Below are 20629 nucleotides of genomic sequence, written 5' to 3'. Positions count from 1 at the left end.
TGTTGCCACGGCCAGTCGCTTCTAATCTGTAGCGTCACTGCGGCACAGTGCGCTCGAGGACCACAAGGAGAACCGCTCCATGCAAACCCGAATGCTGATCAACGGTCACCTGGTGAACGGCGAAGGCCCGGTCTGGACCGTGCTCGACCCGGCCAAGGGCAGCGCCCTGGCACAGATCAACGAAGCCACCGAGGCCCAGGTCGACATCGCCGTGCGCGCCGCCGACCAAGCCTTCGAGCACTGGTCGCAGAGCACGCCGAAGGAGCGCGCCAACGCGTTGCTGGCCATTGCCGAGGTCATCGAACGACACGCCGAGGAACTGGCCCGGCTGGAATCGGACAACTGCGGCAAGCCCTATGCCGCGGCGCTCGGCGACGAGATCCCGGCCATCGCCGATGTGTTCCGCTACTTCGCCGGTGCCGCACGCTGCCTGGGTGGCCTGGCGGCGGGCGAGTACCTGCCCGGGCACACGTCGATGATCCGCCGCGACCCGCTGGGCGTGGTCGCCTCCATCGCGCCTTGGAACTACCCGCTGATGATGCTGGCCTGGAAGATTGCCCCCGCGTTGGCTGCCGGCAACACCGTGGTCATCAAGCCATCGGAGTTGACCCCGCTGACCGCCCTGCGTCTTGGTGAGCTGGTCCGTGAGCTGCTGCCGGCCGGCGTGCTCAATATCCTTTTCGGCCGTGGCCAGACCGTCGGCAACCCATTGGTCACCCATGCCAAGGTGCGCATGGTGTCGCTGACCGGCTCCATCCCCACCGGCGCGCACATCATTGGCGCCACCGCCGACAGCGTGAAGCGCATGCACATGGAATTGGGCGGCAAGGCACCGGTGCTGGTGTTCGACGACGCTGACCTCGACGCTGCCATCGATGGCATCCGCACCTTCGGCTTCTACAACGCCGGGCAGGACTGCACCGCCGCCTGCCGGCTGTACGTGCAGGACGGCATCTACGAACGCTTCGTCGAACGCTTGGGCGCGGCGGTGGCGAGCATCAAGCCAGGCCCACAGCAGGCGGCCGACACCGAACTCGGCCCGTTGATCAGCGCCCAGCATCGCGACAAGGTCGCCGGCCTGGTGAACCGCGCCATCGCCCAGCCGCACATCCGCCTGGTCACCGGTGGCAAGGCACTGCCCGGTGACGGCTTCTTCTTCGCCCCGACCGTGCTGGCCGATGCGCTGCAGGACGACGAAATCGTCCGCCACGAGGTGTTCGGCCCGGTGGTGTCAGTCACCCGCTTCAGCGACGAAGCCCAGGCGCTGGAATGGGCCAACGACTCGGAGTATGGCCTGGCCTCGTCGGTGTGGACCCGTGACAGCGGACGCGCCCACCGCCTCGCCGCACGGCTGCAATATGGCTGCACTTGGGTCAACACGCATTTCATGCTGGTCAGCGAGATGCCGCACGGCGGGCAGAAGCATTCCGGCTATGGCAAGGACATGTCGATGTACGGGCTGGAGGACTACACCTGTGTGCGCCATGTGATGTTCAAGCACTGATGCACCACTAGCCGGTGGGGGCAAAACACCCACCGGCTGTTGTTGCAACGCACCGCGATATCCGCCAAACCGCCTGCAGCTGAGTCAGTCGCGCAGGTCCGATTCGTGGATCGGGTTGGCCCGGCTTGTCGCGCGTTGGTATTGCGCCGGCCAGGTCGCCTTGTTGCCGCCCAGGTCGTCGTCGGCGTGCAAGGGCCAGTAAGGGTCGCGCAACAGTTCGCGGGCCAGGAAGATCATATCGGCCTGGCCGGTACGCAAGATATGCTCGGCCTGGGCCGGCTCGGTGATCATGCCGACGGTGCCGGTGGCGATCTCCGACTCCTTGCGCACCCGCTCAGCGAAACGGGTCTGGTAGCCGGGGCCGGTGGGGATTTCTGCGTTGACCGAGGTCCCTCCCGACGACACGTCGATCAGGTCGACGCCCAGGGCGCGCAGTCGGCGGGCCAGCTCCACGGTTTCATCCGGGTTCCAGCCATCCTCGACCCAGTCGGTGGCCGACACCCGCACCAACAGCGGCAGCTCCTGTGGCCAGGCCTGGCGCACCGCCTCGGCGACTTGCAGGGTCAGGCGGATACGGTTCTCAAAGCAGCTGCCGTACTCGTCGCGGCGCTGGTTGCTCAGCGGTGAGAGGAACTGGTGCAGCAGGTAGCCGTGGGCAGCGTGAATCTCGACCACCTTGAAGCCGGCCTTCAAGGCCCGCTCGGTGGCGGCGACGAACGCGTCGACGACCTCCTGGATCTCGTCCTTGCTCAGTTCATGGGGGACGGTGTGCTCGGGGTCGAAGGCAATCCTGGAGGGTCCTACCGGCTGCCAGCCGCCGTCTTCAAGCTTGACGCTGCCGTGCTTGCCCAGCCACGGCCTGTGGGTGCTGGCCTTGCGTCCGGCGTGGGCCAGCTGGATGCCGGGGACGGCGCCCTGGGCAGTGATGAAGCGGGTGATGCGCTGCAGCGCGGGGATCTGCGCGTCGTTCCACAGGCCGAGGTCTTCTGCAGTGATGCGCCCATCGGCGGTGACCGCGACCGCTTCACTGATCACCAGGCCGGCGCCACCGACAGCGCGGCTGCCCAGGTGCACCAGGTGCCAGTCATTGGCCAGGCCGTCGACGGCGGAGTACTGACACATGGGGGAAACGGCGATACGGTTGGGCAGGGTCAGCTGACGCAGGGTGTAGGGTTCGAGCAGCAGGCTCATGGCGCACCTCCCAGGGACTCCAATGGTTGCCGGGCCGGCATTTGTAGTGGGGCGTGGGCCGGTACCGGTAGGTTTCAGCCTAGACCATGGCTCCGAGGGACGTTCGCCCATCGCCCTGCGCCACCCGTTCCTCCTCGCGCAAGGTCAGCACCTCGACGCCACTCTGCGTCACCGCCACGGTGTGCTCCCATTGCGCCGACAGGCTCCGGTCACGGGTAATCACCGTCCAGCCATCGCGCAAACCGCGGGTCCCGCGCCCTCCCTGGTTGATCATCGGCTCGATGGTGAACACCATCCCCGGTTGCAGCTGCATGCCCGTGCCACGCTGGCCGTAGTGCAGCACCTCCGGCGCCTCGTGCATCTGCGTGCCGATGCCGTGCCCGCAATATTCGCGCACCACGCTGTAGCCGGCGGCCTCGGCGTGGGCCTGGATGGCGTGGCCGATGTCACCGAGGGTCGCGCCGGGGCGCACTTGCTCGATACCCTTCCACAGCGCGGCATAGGTGGTGTCCACCAGCCGCCGGGCCTCTTCGCCGATCTGGCCGATGCTGTACATCTTCGACGAATCGGCGATATAGCCGCCCTGCTCCAGGGTGATGTCGACGTTGACGATCGAACCCTCCTTCAGCACCTCGTCGGCCTTGGGCATGCCATGGCAGACCACATGGTCCACCGAGGTGTTCAGGGCAAAGGGAAAACCATACTGGCCCTTGCTCGCCGGCCGCGCCTTGAGGGTCTGGACGATGAAGGCCTCGGCGCGGTCGTTGATCTGCATCGTCGTCACGCCGGGGCGAATGAAACCGTCGAGGTCGGCGAATACCCGCGCCAGCAACTGGCCGGCACGGCGCATCAATTCGAGCTGGGCGGCGTCCTTGAGAATGACCTTGCTCATTGCAGCAGCTCCTTGAGATTGGCCTGCTCCTGGCGCAGCAACTGGCGCAGCAGTTCCTGGTAGGTGGCCTGCGGGTGCAACTCGGCCAGCATGCCGATGCGGATCCAGTGCTCGGCCTGGGCGTTGATCGAGCGCGACAGCGCGGCACTGGCCACGCGAAGGTCTTCGTGGAGGTCGTCGGCGATCTTGACGATGCCCATGTGCGGTTACCTATATATGAAACGTATGCGAATCATATATCCATAAGTCGGCCGGCGCCATCCGCTGGTGCAGCGCTCCCCATATCGGTGCGCGCCCCTCGCCGGGCGAGCCCACTCACACCGCAGAGACGCGCCCCGCCGTGATATGGCCCGGGATTTGCTGCCGGCAAGGCATCGAGGCCATCAACGCCGATGGTCCTCCCTCCACGACGAAGGCGCCGTGTTGCCCCGCTTGCCACTTGCAGGCCGGGCAGCCGGCGCCTTTGTCGTTTCGTCAGCAGGAGATGGTGATGAGCGGCAGTGAAGTGCGCAGTGTTTGCCCGTATTGCGGGGTCGGATGCGGCATCGTCATGCACGTGAGCGAAGGCAAGATCGTCAAGGTCAGCGGCGACAAGCAGCACCCCAGCAACTTCGGGCGCCTGTGCACCAAGGGGCTGACGGCCCATGTGCCACTGGAGGCCGGACGCATGGCCCACGCGTTCATCCGTGACCAGCGCAGCCAGCAACCAGCCCGTCGCCCGCTGGACACCGCCATCGCCGAGACGGCCAGGCGCCTGCGCACGATCATCGATACCCATGGCGCCGACGCCGTGGCCCTCTATGTCTCCGGGCAGATGTCGCTGGAGGCCCAGTACCTGGCCAACAAGCTGGCCAAGGGTTTCATCCGCACCCGCCATATCGAGTCCAACTCACGCCTGTGCATGGCCAGTGCCGGCAGCGGCTACAAGCAATCGCTGGGCGCCGACGGCCCACCCGGCAGCTACCAGGATTTCGAGCGCGCCGAGGTGTTCCTGGTGATCGGCGCGAACATGGCCGACTGCCACCCGATCCTGTTCCTGCGCTTGCTCGACCGGCTCAAGGCCGGCGCCAGGCTGATCGTCGTCGACCCTCGGCGCAGCGCCACTGCCGACAAGGCCGACCTGTTCCTGCAACTGCGCCCGGGTACCGACCTGGCCCTGCTCAATGGCCTGCTGCACCTGCTGCACGCCAATGGCCATACCGACGCGGATTTCATCGCCCGCCACACCGAAGGCTGGGAGGCACTGCCGGCGTTTCTCGAGGACTACACCCCCGCACGCGTCGCGGCCATCACCGGGCTGGCCGAGGCCGATATCCGCGAAGCCGCCCGCCTGATCGGCGAGGCGGGCGAATGGATGAGCTGCTGGACCATGGGCCTGAACCAGAGCATCCACGGCACCTGGCACAGCAATGCCCTGTGCAACCTGCACCTGGCCACCGGCGCCATCTGCCGCCCCGGCAGCGGGCCGTTCTCGCTGACCGGCCAACCCAATGCCATGGGCGGCCGCGAGATGGGTTACATGGGGCCGGGCCTGCCGGGCCAGCGTTCGGCGCAGGTGGCGGCCGACCGCGCCTTCGTCGAAGCGCAATGGCAACTGCCCCCCGGCACCCTGCGCAGTGAAGGGGGCGAAGGCACCGTGGCACTGTTCGAGCAGCTCAAGCATGGCGAGGTGAAAGCCTGCTGGATCATCTGCAGCAACCCGGTGGCCAGCGTCGCCAACCGCCAGCAGGTGATCGACGGCCTGCGCCAGGCACAGCTGGTGATCAGCCAGGACGCCTTCCTCGACACCGAGACCAACCGCTACGCCGACATCCTGCTGCCGGCGTCATTGTGGGCCGAGGGCGAAGGGGTGATGATCAACAGCGAGCGCAACCTGACCTTGATGCCCCGCGCCGTCGAGGCGCCCGGCGAAAGCCTCGAGGACTGGCGCCTGATCGCGCGCATCGCCTGTGCCCTGGGTTATGCGCACGCCTTCGACTACCCCGACGCCGAAGCGGTGTTCGATGAGATCCGCCGCTTCCACAACCCGCACACCGGCTACGACCTGCGCGGCATCGACTATACCGACCTGCGCCAGGGCCCGCGGCAGTGGCCAAGCGCGGCGGGGCGCAAGGACACTCGCAGCCCGCTGCGCTATGTCGCGCCAGACGCCCCACAGACGCCGGTGTTTCCGACGCCCACCGGCAAGGCCCGATTCTTCGCCCGCCCCTGGCTGCCGCCGGCGGAGCTGCCCGACGATGCCTTCCCCTTCGTGCTCAACACCGGCCGCGTGCAGCACCAGTGGCACACGCTGACCAAGACTGGCCAGGTACCCAGCCTCAACAAGCTGGAGCCCGGCCCCTTTGTCGAGATCCACCCCGACGACGCCCGGCGCCTGGGTATCGCGGACAAGGACCAGGTGGCGATCCGCTCGCGCCGCGGCCAGGCCGTGCTGCCGGCGCGACTCAGCGAGCGGGTGCTGTCAGGCAACTGTTTCGCCCCATTTCACTGGAACGATCTGTACGGCGAGCAACTGGCAATCAATGCGGTGACCTGCGACGCGGTGGACCCGACTTCGCTGCAGCCGGCCCTCAAGCACTGTGCCGTGGCCCTGGAACGGGTCGCCGGCGAGCGCATCGACACCCTTGAACTGACGCTTCCCCCGGACCCCGTCGCCATGCCCACCGCCACCCTGTCCCGCCTGCTCGGCCTAGAGACGTTGCCGGCTCCGATCCTGGCCGAGGAAGAGCGCCATTACCTGCAAGGTTTCCTGCTCGGCCTGAGCCAGGCCCGCACCGAAAACGTGCCTTGCCTGCCGCCCGATGCGCCCCTGGCGCCGGAGCGACGCCTGTTCGTCAACGGCCTGCTGGCCGGCCTGTTCGCCCGGCCCGCGCCAGCGCCGCAAGCAGCGCTGGAAAGCCCTCGTCACCACGTGCTGTGGGCCTCGCAGACCGGCAATGGCGAGCACCTAGCCGAACGCTGCGCCCAACGCCTGCGCGACGCGGGGCTGGTGGTCGCGCTCAGTTGCATGGAGGCGGTGCGCCCATCCCAACTGCGAGGTGCCGCCAGCCTGCTGCTGATCGCCAGCACCTTCGGCGACGGTGATGCGCCGGACAGCGGCACCGCGTTCTGGCGGGCGCTGCAGGACGACGAAGGCGCCAGTTGCGCCACCCTCCCTTACGCCGTGCTGGCCCTGGGCGATTCAAGCTACGACCAGTTCTGCGGCTTCGGCCGCAAGCTCGACCAACGCCTGGCCGACCTGGGCGCCCGGCGCCTGCTGGACCGGGTCGACTGCGAGCCGGATTGCGAGGCGGCCTTCGGCGCTTGGCTCGATGCCCTGTTGTCCGAACTTGGCGGTGCCCCGGCGGCCACCGCCGCCGCGCCAGTCACCGTCCGCGGCAAACAGCAGCCCTGGCCTGCCACCTTGCGGGAAAACCGCCTGCTCAACGGCCCGGGTTCAACCAAGGAGACTCGCCAACTGGTCTTCGACCTGTCCGGTAGCGACCTGCGCTATCAACCCGGCGATGCCCTGGGCGTATGGCCGCGCAATTGCCCGGAGCTGGTCGACGAGCTGCTCATGCTGATGCAGCTGGAAGGCCAAACCGAGATCGAACTCGAGGGCCATGCCCCAATGCCCCTGCGAACCGCGCTGGAGCGGCACGTGGACATCACCCAGGTCAGCCGCCAGCAGCTCGAAACCTTCAGCCAGCACGCTCCCGACCTGCAGCGCCTGCTGCTGCCAGAATGCAAGGACGAACTCAAGGAATGGCTGTGGGGCCGCCAGCTGGCCGACGTGCTGCGCGAACACCCCCAGGCCTTGCCGCTGGGCAACTGGTTGTCGCTGCTCAAACCCTTGCAGCCGCGCCTGTACTCGATCAGCTCCAGCCCCCAGGCTCATCCCGGCCAGGTGCACCTGACCGTGTCCATCGTGCGCCATGGCGAGCGCAAGGGCGTCTGTTCGAGCTTCCTCGCGGACCGGGCAGCGGCGCTGGAGGTCGGGATATTTGCCCAGCCATCGAAACACTTCCGCCTGCCCGAGGACGACGGTGTGCCCATCGTGATGATCGGCCCTGGTACCGGTATCGCCCCCTTCCGCGCCTTCCTTGAAGAGCGCGAGGTACGTGGGGCCAAGGGGCGCAACTGGCTGTTCTTCGGTGAGCAGCATGCCGCCTGCGACTTCTATTACCGCGAACAATTGCAGGCCTGGGAGGCCAGCGGGCATGTGCGTCTGAGCACCGCGTTCTCGCGTGACCAGCCGCAAAAGGTCTATGTGCAGCACCGCCTGCTGGAGCATGGCGCCGAGCTGTGGCGCTGGTTGCAGGACGGCGCGCATGTGTATGTCTGTGGCGATGCCCGGCACATGGCCCGGGATGTGGACGCGGCTTTGCGTCAGCTCGTGGCGCGGCACGGCGGCCTGGACGAGGGCGCGGCAGCGGCGTTCGTCGAGGGGTTGGCGCGGGACAAGCGCTACCGACGGGATGTGTATTGATGCACCAGGCTGGTGAGGCTTGCACCTTCGTTGTGCCCGTAACGGCCTCATCGCCGGCAAGCCGGCTCCCACAAGGGTACGCCGCAAACGGGCCCGCAGCCCTGTGGGAGCCGGCTTTCCGGCGGTGAGTCCCGTGAAGGCTACCGATGAGTGGCCGCTTGGCACACTCCCTGCTTTTCAACGAAGTACAACAGCCCCAACGACCAACGGCGGTCGACAGGGGCCTCACACTGATGAGTACAGGCAAAGGCGCCTGGAGCTTCGGCTCCAGGCGCCTTTTTCGTTTTTCCGTGATCGAGGATCGGCTATGCAGGCAACAGCGAACGAAGCACAACGAGCGCGACTGGTCATCGTCGGCAATGGCATGGTCGGCCATCACTGCGTCGAGCAACTGATCGAGCGCGGCGCCTTGGCGCGCTTCGAACTGCACGTGTTCGCCGAGGAGCGTCAGCGCGCCTACGACCGGGTGCACCTCTCGGAATACTTCACCGGCAGTTGCGCCGAAACCCTGGCCCTGTGCGATCGCGACTACTATGCGAGCAACGGCGTGCACCTGCACCTGGGCGAGGCGGTACTGGACATCGATCGCGAACGCCAGGAAGTGATCACCGCCGAAGGCCGCCTCGGCTACGAACAGTTGATCCTGGCCACCGGCTCCTATCCGTTCGTGCCGCCCATCGAAGGGTCCAGCGGCAATGCGCGCCTGGTCTATCGCACGCTCGAAGACCTCGATGCGATCCGCGCCGCCGCCGGCAGCGCCCGCCGCGGCGTGGTGGTCGGCGGCGGCCTGCTCGGCCTCGAGGCCGCCAACGCCCTCAAGTCGCTAGGCCTGCAAGCGCATGTGGTGGAGTTCGCGCCGCGGCTGATGCCAGTCCAGTTGGATAGCGAGGGCGGCGCGGCGCTCAAGGCGCGCATCGAGGCGCTGGGCGTAGGCGTGCACCTGGCCCGCGCCACCCAGTCGATCAGCACAGGCGAACACTACCGCTACCGCATGAATTTCGAAGGCGGCGAACACCTGGAAACCGACCTGATCGTGTTCTCCGCCGGCATCCGCCCGCAGGATGCCCTGGGCCGAACCTGCGGCCTTACAATCGCCCCCCGCGGCGGCGTGGTGATCGACGGTCAGTGCCGCTCCAGCGACCCGCGCATCTTCGCCATCGGCGAATGCGCTTCGTGGAACGGCAGCGCGTTCGGCCTGGTCGCCCCGGGATACGCCATGGCACGTAACCTGGCAGCCCTGTTGATGGGCGAGTCGGCAAGCGAGTTCAGCGGCGCCGACATGTCGACCAAGCTCAAGCTGCTGGGTGTGGATGTTGGCTCCATCGGCGATGCCCAGGGCGTCACGCCGGGGGCGCGCAGCTATCGCTTCATCGACGAAGCCACGGCCTCCTACCGGCGCCTGGTGGTCGATGCCAGCGGCAAGCGTGTGCTTGGCGCGGTGCTGGTCGGCGACAACAGCTACTACGACACCCTGCTGCAATACGCCCAGAACGGCATCAAGCTACCGGCCGACCCGGCCGCGCTGATTCTGCCCCAGGGCTGCGGCGCGCCGGCGCTGGGCGCCGATGCCTTGCCCGACAGCGCGACCATCTGCTCGTGCCACAACGTCAGCAAGGGCGCGGTGTGCGCCGCCATCGACAGTGGCTGCGGCGACCTCGCCGCCGTCAAGGCATGCACCAAGGCCGCCAGCGGTTGCGGCGGTTGCGCGGCGCTGCTCAAGCACGTGTTCGAGCACGAACTGAGCGCCCGCGGCGTGACCGTCGACAAGAGCCTGTGCGAACACTTCGCCTACACCCGCCAGGAGCTCTACGGGCTGGTGCGGGTTGAAGGCATCCGCACCTTCAACGAGCTGCTCGAACGCCATGGCAAAGGCCACGTGGGGTGCGCCATCTGCAAGCCGGCGGTGGGCAACATCCTCGCCTCTTGCTGGAACCAGCCGATCATGGACCCGGCGCTGGTGCCGCTGCAGGACACCAATGACACGTTCATGGCCAACATGCAGAAGAACGGCACCTACTCGGTGGTGCCGCGCATTCCCGGCGGCGAGATCACCCCGGAAAAACTCATCGTGATCGGCCAGGTGGCAAAGAAGTACGACCTCTATACCAAGATCACCGGCGGCCAGCGCATCGACCTGTTCGGTGCCCAGTTGCACGAGCTGCCGCTGATCTGGGGCGAGCTGATCGCCGCCGGCTTCGAGACCGGGCACGCCTACGGCAAGTCGACGCGCACGGTGAAGTCCTGCGTCGGGAGCACCTGGTGCCGCTATGGCGTGCAGGACAGCGTGGCCATGGCCTTGCGCCTGGAGGACCGCTACAAGGGCCTGCGCGCGCCGCACAAGCTCAAGTTCGCGGTGTCTGGCTGCACCCGCGAATGCGCCGAGGCGCAAAGCAAGGACATTGGCGTGATCGCCACCGACAAGGGCTGGAATCTCTACGTGTGCGGCAATGGCGGCATGCGCCCACGCCACGCCGAACTGTTCGCCACCGACCTGGACGACGAGACCTTGGTGCGCCTGATCGACCGCGTGCTGATGTTCTACATCCGCACCGCCGACAAACTGCAGCGCACCTCGGTGTGGCGCGAGGGCCTCGAGGGCGGGCTTGACTACCTCAAACAGGTGGTAATCGACGACAGCCTGGGCCTGGCCCGCGAACTCGAGACGCAGATGCAGCAGGTGGTCGACCGTTACGAATGCGAATGGGCCAACGCCTTGGGCGATCCGGAAAAGCTCAAGCGCTTCCGCACCTTCGTCAATGACCATCGCGCCGATCCCGATGTGCACTTCGTGCGCGAGCGTGGCCAACGCCGGCCGGCGGCGCCCCTGCAGTTGATTCCCACCCATGAGGAGACAATGTGATGAACCTGTCCAACACGGCTGTAGCAAGTGAAACCCGCTGGCAGGCGGTGTGCCAGGCCAGCGACCTGGTCGCCGACTCCGGGGTGGTAGTGTGGCATGAAGGCGAGCAAGTCGCGTTGTTCTACCTGCCGGAGCGGGATCGACAGGTCTACGCGCTGGAAAACCGCGATCCGCACTCCGGCGCCAATATCATCGGACGCGGGCTGGTGGCCAGCCTGCAGGGCGAACTGGTAGTCGCGGCGCCGCTCTACAAGCAGCATTTCTGCCTGCGCGACGGGCGCTGCCTGGAGGACCCGACACAGGCCTTGCGGGTGTGGACGGCGCGCCTGCGCGGCGGCGAAGTCGAACTGGCCCGTAGCTGATGCTCGAACGGAGCAACCAGACGTTGCAGGTCTGGCCCGCACGGATACACTGCCGGGCATGAACCTCGATACCCGCATCAAGTTCCGCCATCTGCTGTGCTTCCTGGAGATTGCCCGACAGGGCAGCCTGGCCAGGGCCGCCGATGTGCTGGCGATCAGCCAGCCTGCGATCTCCAAGACCCTCAAGGAGCTGGAGGATCTGCTGGAAGCTCGCCTGTTCGAGCGCAGCCACCAGGGCGTCGCCCTGACCCCGGCCGGTACCCGCTTCATGCGCTATGCCGGCCCCAGCGTGCAAGCGCTGCGTGACGGGGTCGGCAGCGTGCGAGGGGAAGCGCGGGCGCCGTCGCAGGTGCGTATTGGCGTGCTGTCGACTGTCGAAGGGTTGCTGATGCCCGAGGTGCTGTGCCGCTTGCACCAGCAGCACGAGGCATTGGTAATCAGCGTGGTGACCGGGGCCAGCGCCCAGCTGCTCGGGCAGTTGCACCTTGGCGAGCTGGAACTGGTGATAGGCCGTATGACCGACAGCCCGCAGATCCAAGGGCTGTCGTTCGAGCACCTGTACAGCGAGTCGATGACCCTGGTGGTGCGGCCCGGACATCCGCTGCTGGCGGATCAGCCTATTGATCGCACGCAGGTCGGTGCCTATCCACTGGTGCTGCCACCGCCAGGCACGACCATTCGCCGGCATGCCGACAGCCTGTTCGTGCAATGCGCGATCCAGCTGCCGGCACAGCGCCTGGAGACTCTGTCGCTGGCCTTGAGCAGGCGCTACGTGCTGGGCAGCGAGGCGGTCTGGGTGGCGCCGCGCGATGCTGTGCTGATCGACCTCGGCCGGGGAGAACTGGTCGAACTCGACCTGGGTGTGCGTGAACCGGGCGGCTCGGTGGGCATCTGCCGCAATGCGGCCTTGGCGCAGAGCCTGCCAGCGCAGTGGTTGTGCGAGGTGCTCCGGGAGGTCGCCGAAGCTTACCGGATTGGGACATACCCCTGACAACCCAGCTCGCGGATTCCTATACAATCCACGCCAGTTACCAGCGCCTCCAGGACCTCTTTCATGGACGAAACCGCGCAGCACTGGCTGCATGCCCTCTCCGCCCCCATGGCCGCCCTCAACGGCGCCAGCTACACCGCCCCCGACTACTTCGAAGGGGAAGACCAGACCGATCTGGAGCGCTGGTGGGGGATCAGCGACCGCGCCCAGTTGCTGGACATGCTGAACATGGCCGACAACGGCCACGCCACCGAAATGAGCGAAGCCTACTGGCAGTACCAGCGCTGCCTGCCCAGCCAGTGGCAGGCCCTGCTCGACACCTTGCCCCCACGCGAACGCATCCGCCATGAATACGCCGCCCGCACCTTCCCCGACTGTGGTCCGGGCGGCACCCGGGCCTGGGACCTGGGGCGCATGAGCTTCCTGCTGCGCGCCGGGGTCAAGAAAGGCCTGATCGACCGCGACGAAAGCCTCTACCTGCACTACCGCCTGGCGCTGCGCGCCCGCCACTACTACAACCGCTGGGACTGTTACCTGGCCGGCTACCTGTTCGGCAAGGCGCTATGGAATGTCAGCGACAGCAGCGACGAGACCTTGGCCGCCGATCTCGAGCGCCAGGGCAGCGAGCACTGGAACCGCTGCATCCTGCTTAACCTGCGCCTCGGCGCCCATGAGCTGCTGGCCGGGCTGCCCTGGGACATGGACCTGCCCGAGCCGCCGCGCCCCGCCACCCTGGAAGAGGACTGCTGGTCATGAGTTGCTGGATTCGCCTGGGGATCGAACCGACCCAGGACCTGGACGCCATCCGCCTGGCCTACCGCGGCCGCCTGCCCGCGCACCATCCGGAAACCGACCCGGAAGGTTTCCAGGCCCTGCGCGCGGCCTACGAGGAAGCGCTGCGCCTGGCCCGCGAGCAGGAAACCCACGAGGCCGAGCCAAGGGTCGCCGAGGACACTCCCCATCCGGCGCTGCAGCACTTCCATCGCCTGCTCGAGGAGCCGTCCCTGCGCTTCGACCCACAAGCCTGGCAGGGCTTCATCGCCGAGCTGGACGAACTGCCACTGGACGAACTGGACGACCTCGGCTGGCAGCTGTTGCACACCCTGCGCGACTGCGGGCCGCTGTCCCATCACTGCGCGGGCCTGCTAGCCCGGCGCCTGGGCTGGGCCGACCAGTTGCTGCGCCTGGACAACCCCCACGAAGTGGAAGCCTTCCTCGACCGTCTCGCGCAGCCGGACCCCTTCAATACCGCATGTATGCGCGACTGGCCAGCCCCGGCGCAGATGGAGAGCCTGTGGTATTTCCGCAGCCTCGAGTACTGTTACCAGCACCGCCCATTGTTCGAGTACGAGCAGTTCGCCAGCGTGCATACCTGCCTGGCGATCCCGGACGACCCGGCGCTGGTACAGCGCCTGCTGGTGCAGTTCAGCCAGGCCGGCATCGCCAGCCGGACCTTCCACGGACTGCTCCAGGCACAACAGGCGCAAACCCCGGACGATGCCGACCTGCTCTACCTGCTGGCCCGCCAGGCCGATGCCCTGGGGGCCGAGCAACAAGCGCTGGACTGCTGGTTGCGGCTGTACCGCCAACACCAGCATCCACAGGCCGAGCGCTGGCTGATCGACCTCTGCGCCCGCCATCAACCCCAGCGTCTGCCCTTGCTGATCCAGGCCTTCGACTGCTTGCATACGCCAGCCGGCTGGCCCGAGAACCTCGCCGACCCGGCCCAGGCCTGGGGCAGCCCGGGGCAGTCACCGCAGACCCTGGCGCGTTGGTCCGAAGCCTCGCGCCTGAAGCTGGACGGCATCGCCAGCACCTTCGTCGACTGGCATCTGGATGGTGACGACGAACTACCGCTGCTGGCCTGGCTGCTGCAGGAGCAGCCGGAGCAGAATCTGCACCGCTTGTATTGGCATGCCTGGGCCCTGCAGCGCGGCGAGGCCGGTTTGCTGCGCCTGGTCCTCGCCCAGCCACCGGCCGAGGACGCCCTCGACGCGCTGATCCTCGAGGGCTTCCAGCGCCAGGCGAGCCAGCAGTTGCATTGGCTCGATCAGGCTCCCGTGGTCCAGGTGCTGACGCAACTCAGCGCCAGCGATGATCCGGCGGCTACCTTGCCCGAGGCCCTGACCGAGGATGCCATTCGACCGGTCTGCCGTGAATGGCTGCGGCGCATGCGGGTCTATCCGGCCCATGCCCTGCACACGCTCAACCGTCAGTTCGACATGCGCCGCCTGTTCACCACCCCGTTCGGCCTGCAACTGCAAGACCGCCTGGCCGAAGCCGGAGTTCTGTTACCTTCGATGCCCGAGGGCGAGGCACTGTGGCAGTGGCACCGCCAGCAGCTGTTCATGCTGGCCCTGCTGGAGCAACCTTCACGTTGGCTGGCACTGATCGATCCGGCCTTGCCCGGGCAGTTGCACTACCCGGCCGAGCATCCGTTCGCTCCGACACACGCCCTGCTCTGTCAACTGCTGACCAGCCCCGAAGGCGCCAGTGGACTGCTCGGCAGCCTGGATATCCGCGATCCGGTACAAGCCCTGATCTCGGCACGCCTGCTGACCTTGCAGCAGGCGCTCAACAGCACGCGCCTGCCCAACGCCGTGCAACTGCTCGCTTGCCTGGACAACGACGACGGCGGACTGCGTACCGATTATCCGCTGGGCTACCTGCTGTTCTGCGCAGTGCTGCACCATGATCCGTCGCTGGACGAACCACAGCGCTGCGCGTTGCGCGACCGCATGCAGGCGCTGGACCTGCAAGACGACTGGTTCGAAGCGCTGCGCCGGGGGTTGCTGAACGGCCAGGCCAAGCATCCGCCGGCTGCCGCGGTACGCGCGCAAGGCCTCGACAGCCGCACGGTCGACGACGTACTGGATGCGCTGCACCGCCTGCTGAACACTTGCACCCCACCCAAGACCCGGCTGCTGCGCGCCCTGCAAAAGGTCAAGGACGACCCGGAACAGGACCCCGGCCTGCGCTGCGCGATCATGGCCGTGCTGTCATGGAGCGAACGCCTGCTGTTGGACATGATCAAGGAACCGCCGGCGCCGATGTGGGCGTTCTGGAAGCTCAAGAGTCGACTGAACCGCACGGGCCTGGCCGTGCACGTGGCAATCATCGCCTTGGGCGCCAGCCTGATGCTCCATATCCCGGCGATGTTGGTGGTGATCAGCGTCTTGTCGATCAGCGGCTTCCTGCGTCGCCTGCGCGACCTCGGCCACGGCGTGCCGGCACTGCTGCTGGTGATGGTGCTGACCCGCGTGCTGCCGTTCTCGTCACTGGTGCTGCTGGGCCTGCCCGGCGACAAGCTGCCAAACCGTTACGGCCCGGTACCGGGCAAAGGGCAGCCGCTGGAAGGCGGCCTGCAGGCCACCCTGCGCCGGCTCAACGCTCAGTAACGCAGCTCGTCGAGCGCCTGGCTCAATGCCTGGCGCTCACGGCTGATCTCGCCGGCCTGCTGCCCGGCCAGCACGGCATTGAAGGCGTCCAGCCAGCTGCCGATCAGCTCGCGCTCGTCGCCCAGGCTCTGCATCCAGGCTCGCTCCAGGCGGGCCAGCAAGGTGCGGTTGGGCAGCGTGTCACGTGGGTGGATCTTCAATTTTGCCAGGCGTTCCTCACTGGCCTGGCGTGCCTGCGCATCCAGCCCGGTGGGGCTGCGGTCGATACTGTGGCTGTGCTTCTGGCCGCTCTCGAGGAAGGTCACGTCCACTTCCAGCAGGCCGTTGATGTCGTAGCTGAAGCGCACGTCCAGCGACTGGATCTCGCCGGTCGGCTGCAACGGAATCTCGAAACTGTCCACCAGGATGTTGTCCCGCACCCAGGGCCGCTCGCCCTGGTATACGGCGATGCGCACGAACTTCTGTTCCGGGTGGCTGCTGTAGAAACGCTGCACCTTGGACGTGGGGATGATCGTATTGCGCTCGATGATCGGCGAGAAGGCGCCAGTGACATCCTCGCCCCGGGACGAGGCCACCCCAAGGGTGTAGGGGCAGACATCGGTCAGGATCAGTTCGTCGATGGCCGCGTCGCGGGCCTTGCACGCCGCCTGGCTGGCGGCGCCGAGGGCAACGATGGTATCCGGGTCCAGGTGCCGGTACGGCAGGCGGCCAAACAGCTTGGCCACCAGTTGCTGCACCTGCGGCATGCGCGTGGCGCCGCCGACCAGCACCAGGCTGTCCAGCTCGCGCGGGCTCAAGCGGGCATCGCGCAGGGCCTGTTCGATGGGGGTGCGTACCCGTGCCAGCAAGGGTGCCCAGATCGCCTGCAGCTTCTGCTCGTCCAACTGCCACTCGCGGGGCTGGCCATCCATGCTCCAGGCAAAGGTGCGACTGCCCTCGCCCACTTCGCACTTGAGCTGCTCGATGGCGTCGTGCAGGCTGGCCAGGGCCTGGGGCTCCAGGTCTTCGGCCTTGAGACTCCAGTCACGCAGGCAGGCCTGCAGCAGCGCCTCGGTGAAATCCTCGCCGCCCAGGTAGTTGTCTCCGGTAGAGGCATGCACCTCGATCAACGGCAGGGCGTACTCCAGTACCGTGACGTCGAAGGTGCCACCGCCCAGGTCGAACACCAGGGTGCGCTCGAACTTCTGCTCATGCAGGCCGTAGGCCATCGCGGCGGCGGTGGGTTCGTTGATCAGCCGCTGGACCTTGAGCCCGGCCAGTTCGGCCGCGAACACCGTGCGTTTGCGCTGCTCGTCGCTGAAATAGGCCGGCACCGAGATCACCGCCTCGCTCACCGGGCAGCCCAGATAGGCCTCGGCGTCCTGCTTGAGCGAACCCAGCACCAGCGCCGACAGCTCTTCAGGGGTGAAACGGTGTTCGCCCAGGGCGTAACGCTTGTCGCTGCCCATGAAGCGCTTGAACGCCGCGGCGGTACGTTGAGGGTGCGTGGTCAGGCGCGCCCGGGCGGCCTGGCCGACGAGGATGCTGCCATCGTCATCGACGCTGACCACCGACGGCGTCAGCACCTCGCCCAGGGCATTGGCGATCAGCCGCGCGTGGCCATCCTGCCAGACGGCGATCAGGCTGTTGGTGGTACCCAGGTCGATTCCCAGCAAGGGAGTGGTGTGTGTCGGAGCGGGAGAGAGGCTGGCATCCTGCATGGTCGGTCTCTTGCTTGCGGTAGGAACCGGCGCAAGGCCTGCTGGCCAGTTGCGGCGGACAGGGGATTCTGACGCAACGCCAGAAACAAAAAAAGCGACCCTAAGGTCGCTTTCTCTGTTGCTTCCGGGTGTTCAGTGGGCCCTGGAAGCTTAATATGGCGCGGCGGACGGGACTCGAACCCGCGACCCCCGGCGTGACAGGCCGGTATTCTAACCGACTGAACTACCGCCGCGCTATACATCGAGTGGTGGGTGATGACGGGATCGAACCGCCGACCCTCTGCTTGTAAGGCAGATGCTCTCCCGGCTGAGCTAATCACCCTTCGTCTCGGTGTGGCGCGCATTCTACGGAGGACCTTCTACCCTGGCAAGCACTTTTTTCAAAATATTTGAAAAAAATTTCCAGGCCTTTCAAAGACCTAGCCGCGCCGCGATTTTCTTCCTCTATATAGGACTGCTGGCCCTCTGACAGGGTTGGCCTGGAACCGTTGCTCGGAGAATAATGCCCGCCTTATGTATTAAGGAGAGATTCCCCCTCATGTGGTTCAAGAACCTGCTGTCCTATCGCCTGACCCAGGAAGTACCGTTCGAGGCCGAGGCCCTGGAGGCCGCCCTGGCCAGCAAGCCGGCCCGCCCCTGCGCCAGCCAGGAACTGACCACCTACGGTTTCGTCGCACCGTTCGGCAAGGGCGAGGATGCCCCCCTGGTTCACGTCAGTGGCGAATTCATGCTGATCGCCGCACGTAAAGAAGAGCGCATCCTGCCCAGCAGCGTGGTCAACGACGCGGTCAAGGAGAAGGTCGAGGAGATCGAGGCCGAGCAGATGCGTAAGGTCTACAAGAAGGAACGCGACCAGATCAAGGACGAGATCATCCAGGCCTTCCTGCCGCGCGCTTTCATTCGTCGTTCGATGATCTTCGCCGCCATCGCACCGCGCCTGGGCATGATCCTGGTCAACTCGGCCAGCGCCAAGCGCGCCGAGGACCTGCTGTCGACCCTGCGTGAAGTGATCGGTTCGCTGCCGGTACGCCCGGCCACCGTGAAGATCGCACCAAGCGCGACCATGACCGACTGGGTCAAGTCGCAACAGGCCGCCGAAGGCTTCTACGTCCTCGACGAATGCGAACTGCGCGACACCGCCGAAGACGGCGGCATCGTGCGCTGCAAGCGTCAGGACCTGACCGGCGAGGAAATCCAGCTGCACCTGAGCACCGGCAAGGTGGTCACCCAGCTGGCCCTGGCCTGGCAGGACAAACTGTCGTTCGTGCTCGACGACAAGATGGTGATCAAGCGCCTGAAGTTCGAGGAGCTGCTGCAAGAGCAGGCCGAGCAGGATGGTGGTGACGAGGCCCAGCAACAGTTCGACGCCAGCTTCCTGCTGATGATGATGACCTTCACCGAGTTCCTGCCGGTGCTGTTCGAAGCACTCGGCGGCGAAGAGATTCCGCAGGGGGTCTGACCCTTCAAGCCGGCGCGGCCCAGCGGCGCCGGCTGAACTTCAGCCGCACCCGCAGCCGTCGATGCTGTTCCTGCGCCAGGGCGTCCTTGGGGATGCACTGGCTCTGGCTGAACCATTGCCCCTTGCGCACGAAGCGCAGCACGACCACTGCGGGCAGGGCAACGCTGTCACGGCACAGGCGCACCGGTTGCCAACCCCGGGCACGACTGTATATATGCCAGCCACCCGGCTCACGACGCAGGCCGGTGACGGCGCCAGGGTGGGACAGCAGGATCCGGCGGGGAATGGCCCAACAGGCGTGGGCAAGACAGGCAATGACCAGCAGGCCCTTTGGCCAACCGGGCAACGCGACCACAACGCTGGCGATGAGCGCCAGCGCCTGGCAGGCGAGATAGGCCGTCAGCAGCAGGCGCGAGCCCTGCCAACGGCACTCGAATGCTTCACTTGGGCTGGACACGGTCCAGGATGATGCGGACCATGCGCTGCAGCTCCGGATCTTCGGACTCGCTGCGCTCCATGAACCAGCCGAACATGTCCTGGTCCTCGCAGGTCAGCAGGCGACGGTACAGCTCGCGGTCCGCTTCGCTCAGGCTCGGGTAGACCTCCTGGGTGAACGGTACCAGCAGCACGTCCAGTTCCAGCATGCCGCGACGGCTGTGCCAGAAAAGCCGATTGAGTTCAGTTTGTTCGACCATGGGGCCCTCCTCGAATGGTCGCGCAGTATACCGCGCAGCGAATGAAGCGGCACAAGGCGTTGGTCTACTCACCTACCTATTTTGTTACCGGCGTTCTATGATGGCCGCCAGTCTTTAGCTACCGCGATGACCCATGGCCGATTCCGCTTTCTTCTGTTCCCTCTCCCATGAGGGCATCCTCGCCGTCCGCGGCTCCGACGCCGGCAAGTTCCTGCAGGGTCAACTGACCTGCAATATCAGCTACCTCAGCGAAGCCCATGCGAGCCTCGGTGCCCGCTGCATGGTCAAGGGCCGCATGCAGTCTAGTTTCCGTATCCTGCCCGAGGGCAATGGCTACCTGCTGGCCATGGCCAGCGAGCTGCTCGAGGCGCAACTGGCCGACCTGAAGAAGTACGCGGTGTTCTCCAAGGCCACGCTGAGCGACGACAGCGCCGCCTGGGTGCGCTTCGGCCTGCAGCACGGCGATGCGGCCCTGCAGGCGCTGAGCCTGAGCGTGGCGGACGAGGCCGGCGCGACCGCACGTCATGATGGCCTGATCGCCATCCGCGCCTCGGCCGGGCGGGTCGAACTGTGGGCGCCTGCCGACCGGGCCAGCGCCGTGCGCGGGACGCTCGCCGCCGCGCTGCCAGAGGGCACGCTCAACGACTGGCTGCTTGGCCAGGTGCGCGCCGGCATCGGCCAGGTCATGGGCCCGACCCGCGAGCTGTTCATCCCGCAGATGATCAACCTGCAGGCCGTCGATGGCGTGAGCTTCAAGAAGGGTTGCTACACCGGCCAGGAGATCGTCGCCCGCATGCAGTACCTGGGCAAGCTCAAACGCCGCCAGTATCGCCTGGCGCTGGCCGAGACAGCGGTACCCGAGCCGGGCGCCGAGATCTTCTCGCCGACACACGGCTCGTCGGTCGGCGAGGTGGTGATCGCTGCCAGCACCGGCAGCGCCGTCGAACTGTTGGCCGTGCTCAGCGCCGATGCCGTGGCGGACGACAACCTGCACTTGGGCAGCCTGGAAGGCCCGCGCCTGACGCTGCTCGACCTGCCTTACGAACTGGACCGCGACCGGGAAATCCAGCGCTGACCAGCCCGCCCCGGCGTTACGCCGGGGCTGCACC

At 66.6% G+C, this 20629-nt stretch carries 15 protein-coding genes and 2 tRNA genes; 9 read left to right on the top strand and 8 right to left on the bottom strand.

The window, feature by feature from the left end; translation table 11 throughout:
- Window positions 1-79: 79 nt before the first annotated feature.
- Complete coding sequence (locus KHO27_RS01960) at window positions 80-1504, top strand: gamma-aminobutyraldehyde dehydrogenase (protein ID WP_214501097.1); 1425 nt, start codon at window positions 80-82, stop codon at window positions 1502-1504.
- Between the two features lie 84 nt (window positions 1505-1588).
- Here the strand turns inward: KHO27_RS01960 and KHO27_RS01955 are convergent, their stop codons facing one another.
- The 3 genes from KHO27_RS01955 to KHO27_RS01945 form a co-directional block, all read right to left on the bottom strand.
- Window positions 1589-2695, bottom strand: coding sequence for an NADH:flavin oxidoreductase/NADH oxidase (locus tag KHO27_RS01955; protein ID WP_214501096.1), 1107 nt, complete (start codon window positions 2693-2695; stop codon window positions 1589-1591).
- A 79-nt stretch (window positions 2696-2774) separates the two neighbouring features.
- Window positions 2775-3587, bottom strand: a complete 813-nt coding sequence (map, locus tag KHO27_RS01950) for a type I methionyl aminopeptidase (RefSeq protein ID WP_214501095.1) — start codon at window positions 3585-3587, stop codon at window positions 2775-2777.
- On the bottom strand, window positions 3584-3787 hold the full coding sequence (locus KHO27_RS01945) for a ParD-like family protein (RefSeq protein ID WP_046856862.1): 204 nt from the start codon (window positions 3785-3787) through the stop codon (window positions 3584-3586). Before KHO27_RS01945 ends, map begins: the two co-directional genes overlap by 4 nt.
- A 290-nt stretch (window positions 3788-4077) precedes the next feature.
- Between KHO27_RS01945 and KHO27_RS01940 the strand changes: the two genes are divergently transcribed.
- From KHO27_RS01940 to KHO27_RS01915, 6 genes are all read left to right on the top strand, one after another.
- Entirely contained in the window at window positions 4078-8055 is a 3978-nt protein-coding gene (locus KHO27_RS01940; RefSeq protein WP_214501094.1) for a bifunctional nitrate reductase/sulfite reductase flavoprotein subunit alpha, read from the top strand.
- A 307-nt stretch (window positions 8056-8362) separates the two neighbouring features.
- Window positions 8363-10915: a nitrite reductase large subunit NirB gene (nirB, locus tag KHO27_RS01935; protein WP_214501093.1), complete on the top strand. Its 2553-nt coding sequence runs from the start codon at window positions 8363-8365 to the stop codon at window positions 10913-10915.
- On the top strand, window positions 10915-11277 hold the full coding sequence (nirD, locus tag KHO27_RS01930) for a nitrite reductase small subunit NirD (protein ID WP_110697726.1): 363 nt from the start codon (window positions 10915-10917) through the stop codon (window positions 11275-11277). Before nirB ends, nirD begins: the two co-directional genes overlap by 1 nt.
- A gap of 58 nt (window positions 11278-11335) precedes the next feature.
- A complete protein-coding gene (gene pcaQ / locus KHO27_RS01925; protein ID WP_110697724.1) occupies window positions 11336-12268 on the top strand; it encodes a pca operon transcription factor PcaQ in 933 nt (310 codons plus the stop codon).
- A 63-nt stretch (window positions 12269-12331) separates the two neighbouring features.
- Window positions 12332-13024, top strand: a complete 693-nt coding sequence (locus KHO27_RS01920; RefSeq protein ID WP_102681590.1) for a DUF1266 domain-containing protein — start codon at window positions 12332-12334, stop codon at window positions 13022-13024.
- Window positions 13021-15666, top strand: a complete 2646-nt coding sequence (locus KHO27_RS01915; RefSeq protein WP_214501092.1) for a DUF805 domain-containing protein — start codon at window positions 13021-13023, stop codon at window positions 15664-15666. Before KHO27_RS01920 ends, KHO27_RS01915 begins: the two co-directional genes overlap by 4 nt.
- On the opposite strand, the gene KHO27_RS01910 is transcribed toward KHO27_RS01915, so the two are convergent.
- The 3 genes from KHO27_RS01910 to KHO27_RS01900 all read right to left on the bottom strand — a co-directional run bounded on the left by KHO27_RS01910 (window position 15660) and on the right by KHO27_RS01900 (window position 17688).
- On the bottom strand, window positions 15660-17366 hold the full coding sequence (locus tag KHO27_RS01910) for a molecular chaperone HscC (protein ID WP_110697720.1): 1707 nt from the start codon (window positions 17364-17366) through the stop codon (window positions 15660-15662). The two genes, KHO27_RS01915 and KHO27_RS01910, sit on opposite strands and share 7 nt — an antisense overlap.
- 156 nt (window positions 17367-17522) lie before the next feature.
- Window positions 17523-17599: transfer RNA gene (locus tag KHO27_RS01905), tRNA-Asp, on the bottom strand.
- Between the two features lie 13 nt (window positions 17600-17612).
- Window positions 17613-17688 (bottom strand) — tRNA-Val (locus KHO27_RS01900).
- Between the two features lie 216 nt (window positions 17689-17904).
- On the opposite strand from KHO27_RS01900, the gene rdgC reads away from it, so the two are divergent.
- On the top strand, window positions 17905-18825 hold the full coding sequence (gene rdgC / locus KHO27_RS01895; protein ID WP_023631647.1) for a recombination-associated protein RdgC: 921 nt from the start codon (window positions 17905-17907) through the stop codon (window positions 18823-18825).
- Window positions 18826-18829: 4 nt separating this feature from the next.
- On the opposite strand, the gene KHO27_RS01890 is transcribed toward rdgC, so the two are convergent.
- Complete coding sequence (locus tag KHO27_RS01890) at window positions 18830-19282, bottom strand: protein YgfX (RefSeq protein ID WP_111531744.1); 453 nt, start codon at window positions 19280-19282, stop codon at window positions 18830-18832.
- A complete protein-coding gene (locus KHO27_RS01885) occupies window positions 19266-19520 on the bottom strand; it encodes an FAD assembly factor SdhE (RefSeq protein ID WP_028690159.1) in 255 nt (84 codons plus the stop codon). The genes KHO27_RS01890 and KHO27_RS01885 overlap by 17 nt, the downstream gene beginning before the upstream one ends.
- A gap of 133 nt (window positions 19521-19653) precedes the next feature.
- Here KHO27_RS01885 and ygfZ point away from each other — a divergent pair, with 133 nt between their 5' ends.
- The gene (gene ygfZ, locus KHO27_RS01880) at window positions 19654-20595 is read left to right on the top strand and encodes a CAF17-like 4Fe-4S cluster assembly/insertion protein YgfZ (RefSeq protein WP_110697716.1); all 942 of its coding nucleotides are present in this window, start codon (window positions 19654-19656) and stop codon (window positions 20593-20595) included.
- The last annotated feature ends 34 nt before the right edge of the window (window positions 20596-20629 follow it).

Origin of the sequence: Pseudomonas sp. RC3H12, from assembly GCF_018596375.1 — a bacterium.
Classification (GTDB): Bacteria; Pseudomonadota; Gammaproteobacteria; order Pseudomonadales; family Pseudomonadaceae; genus Aquipseudomonas.
The sequence above is the reverse complement of the archived record's forward strand: the minus strand, read 5'-3'. Positions and strand labels throughout refer to the sequence as shown.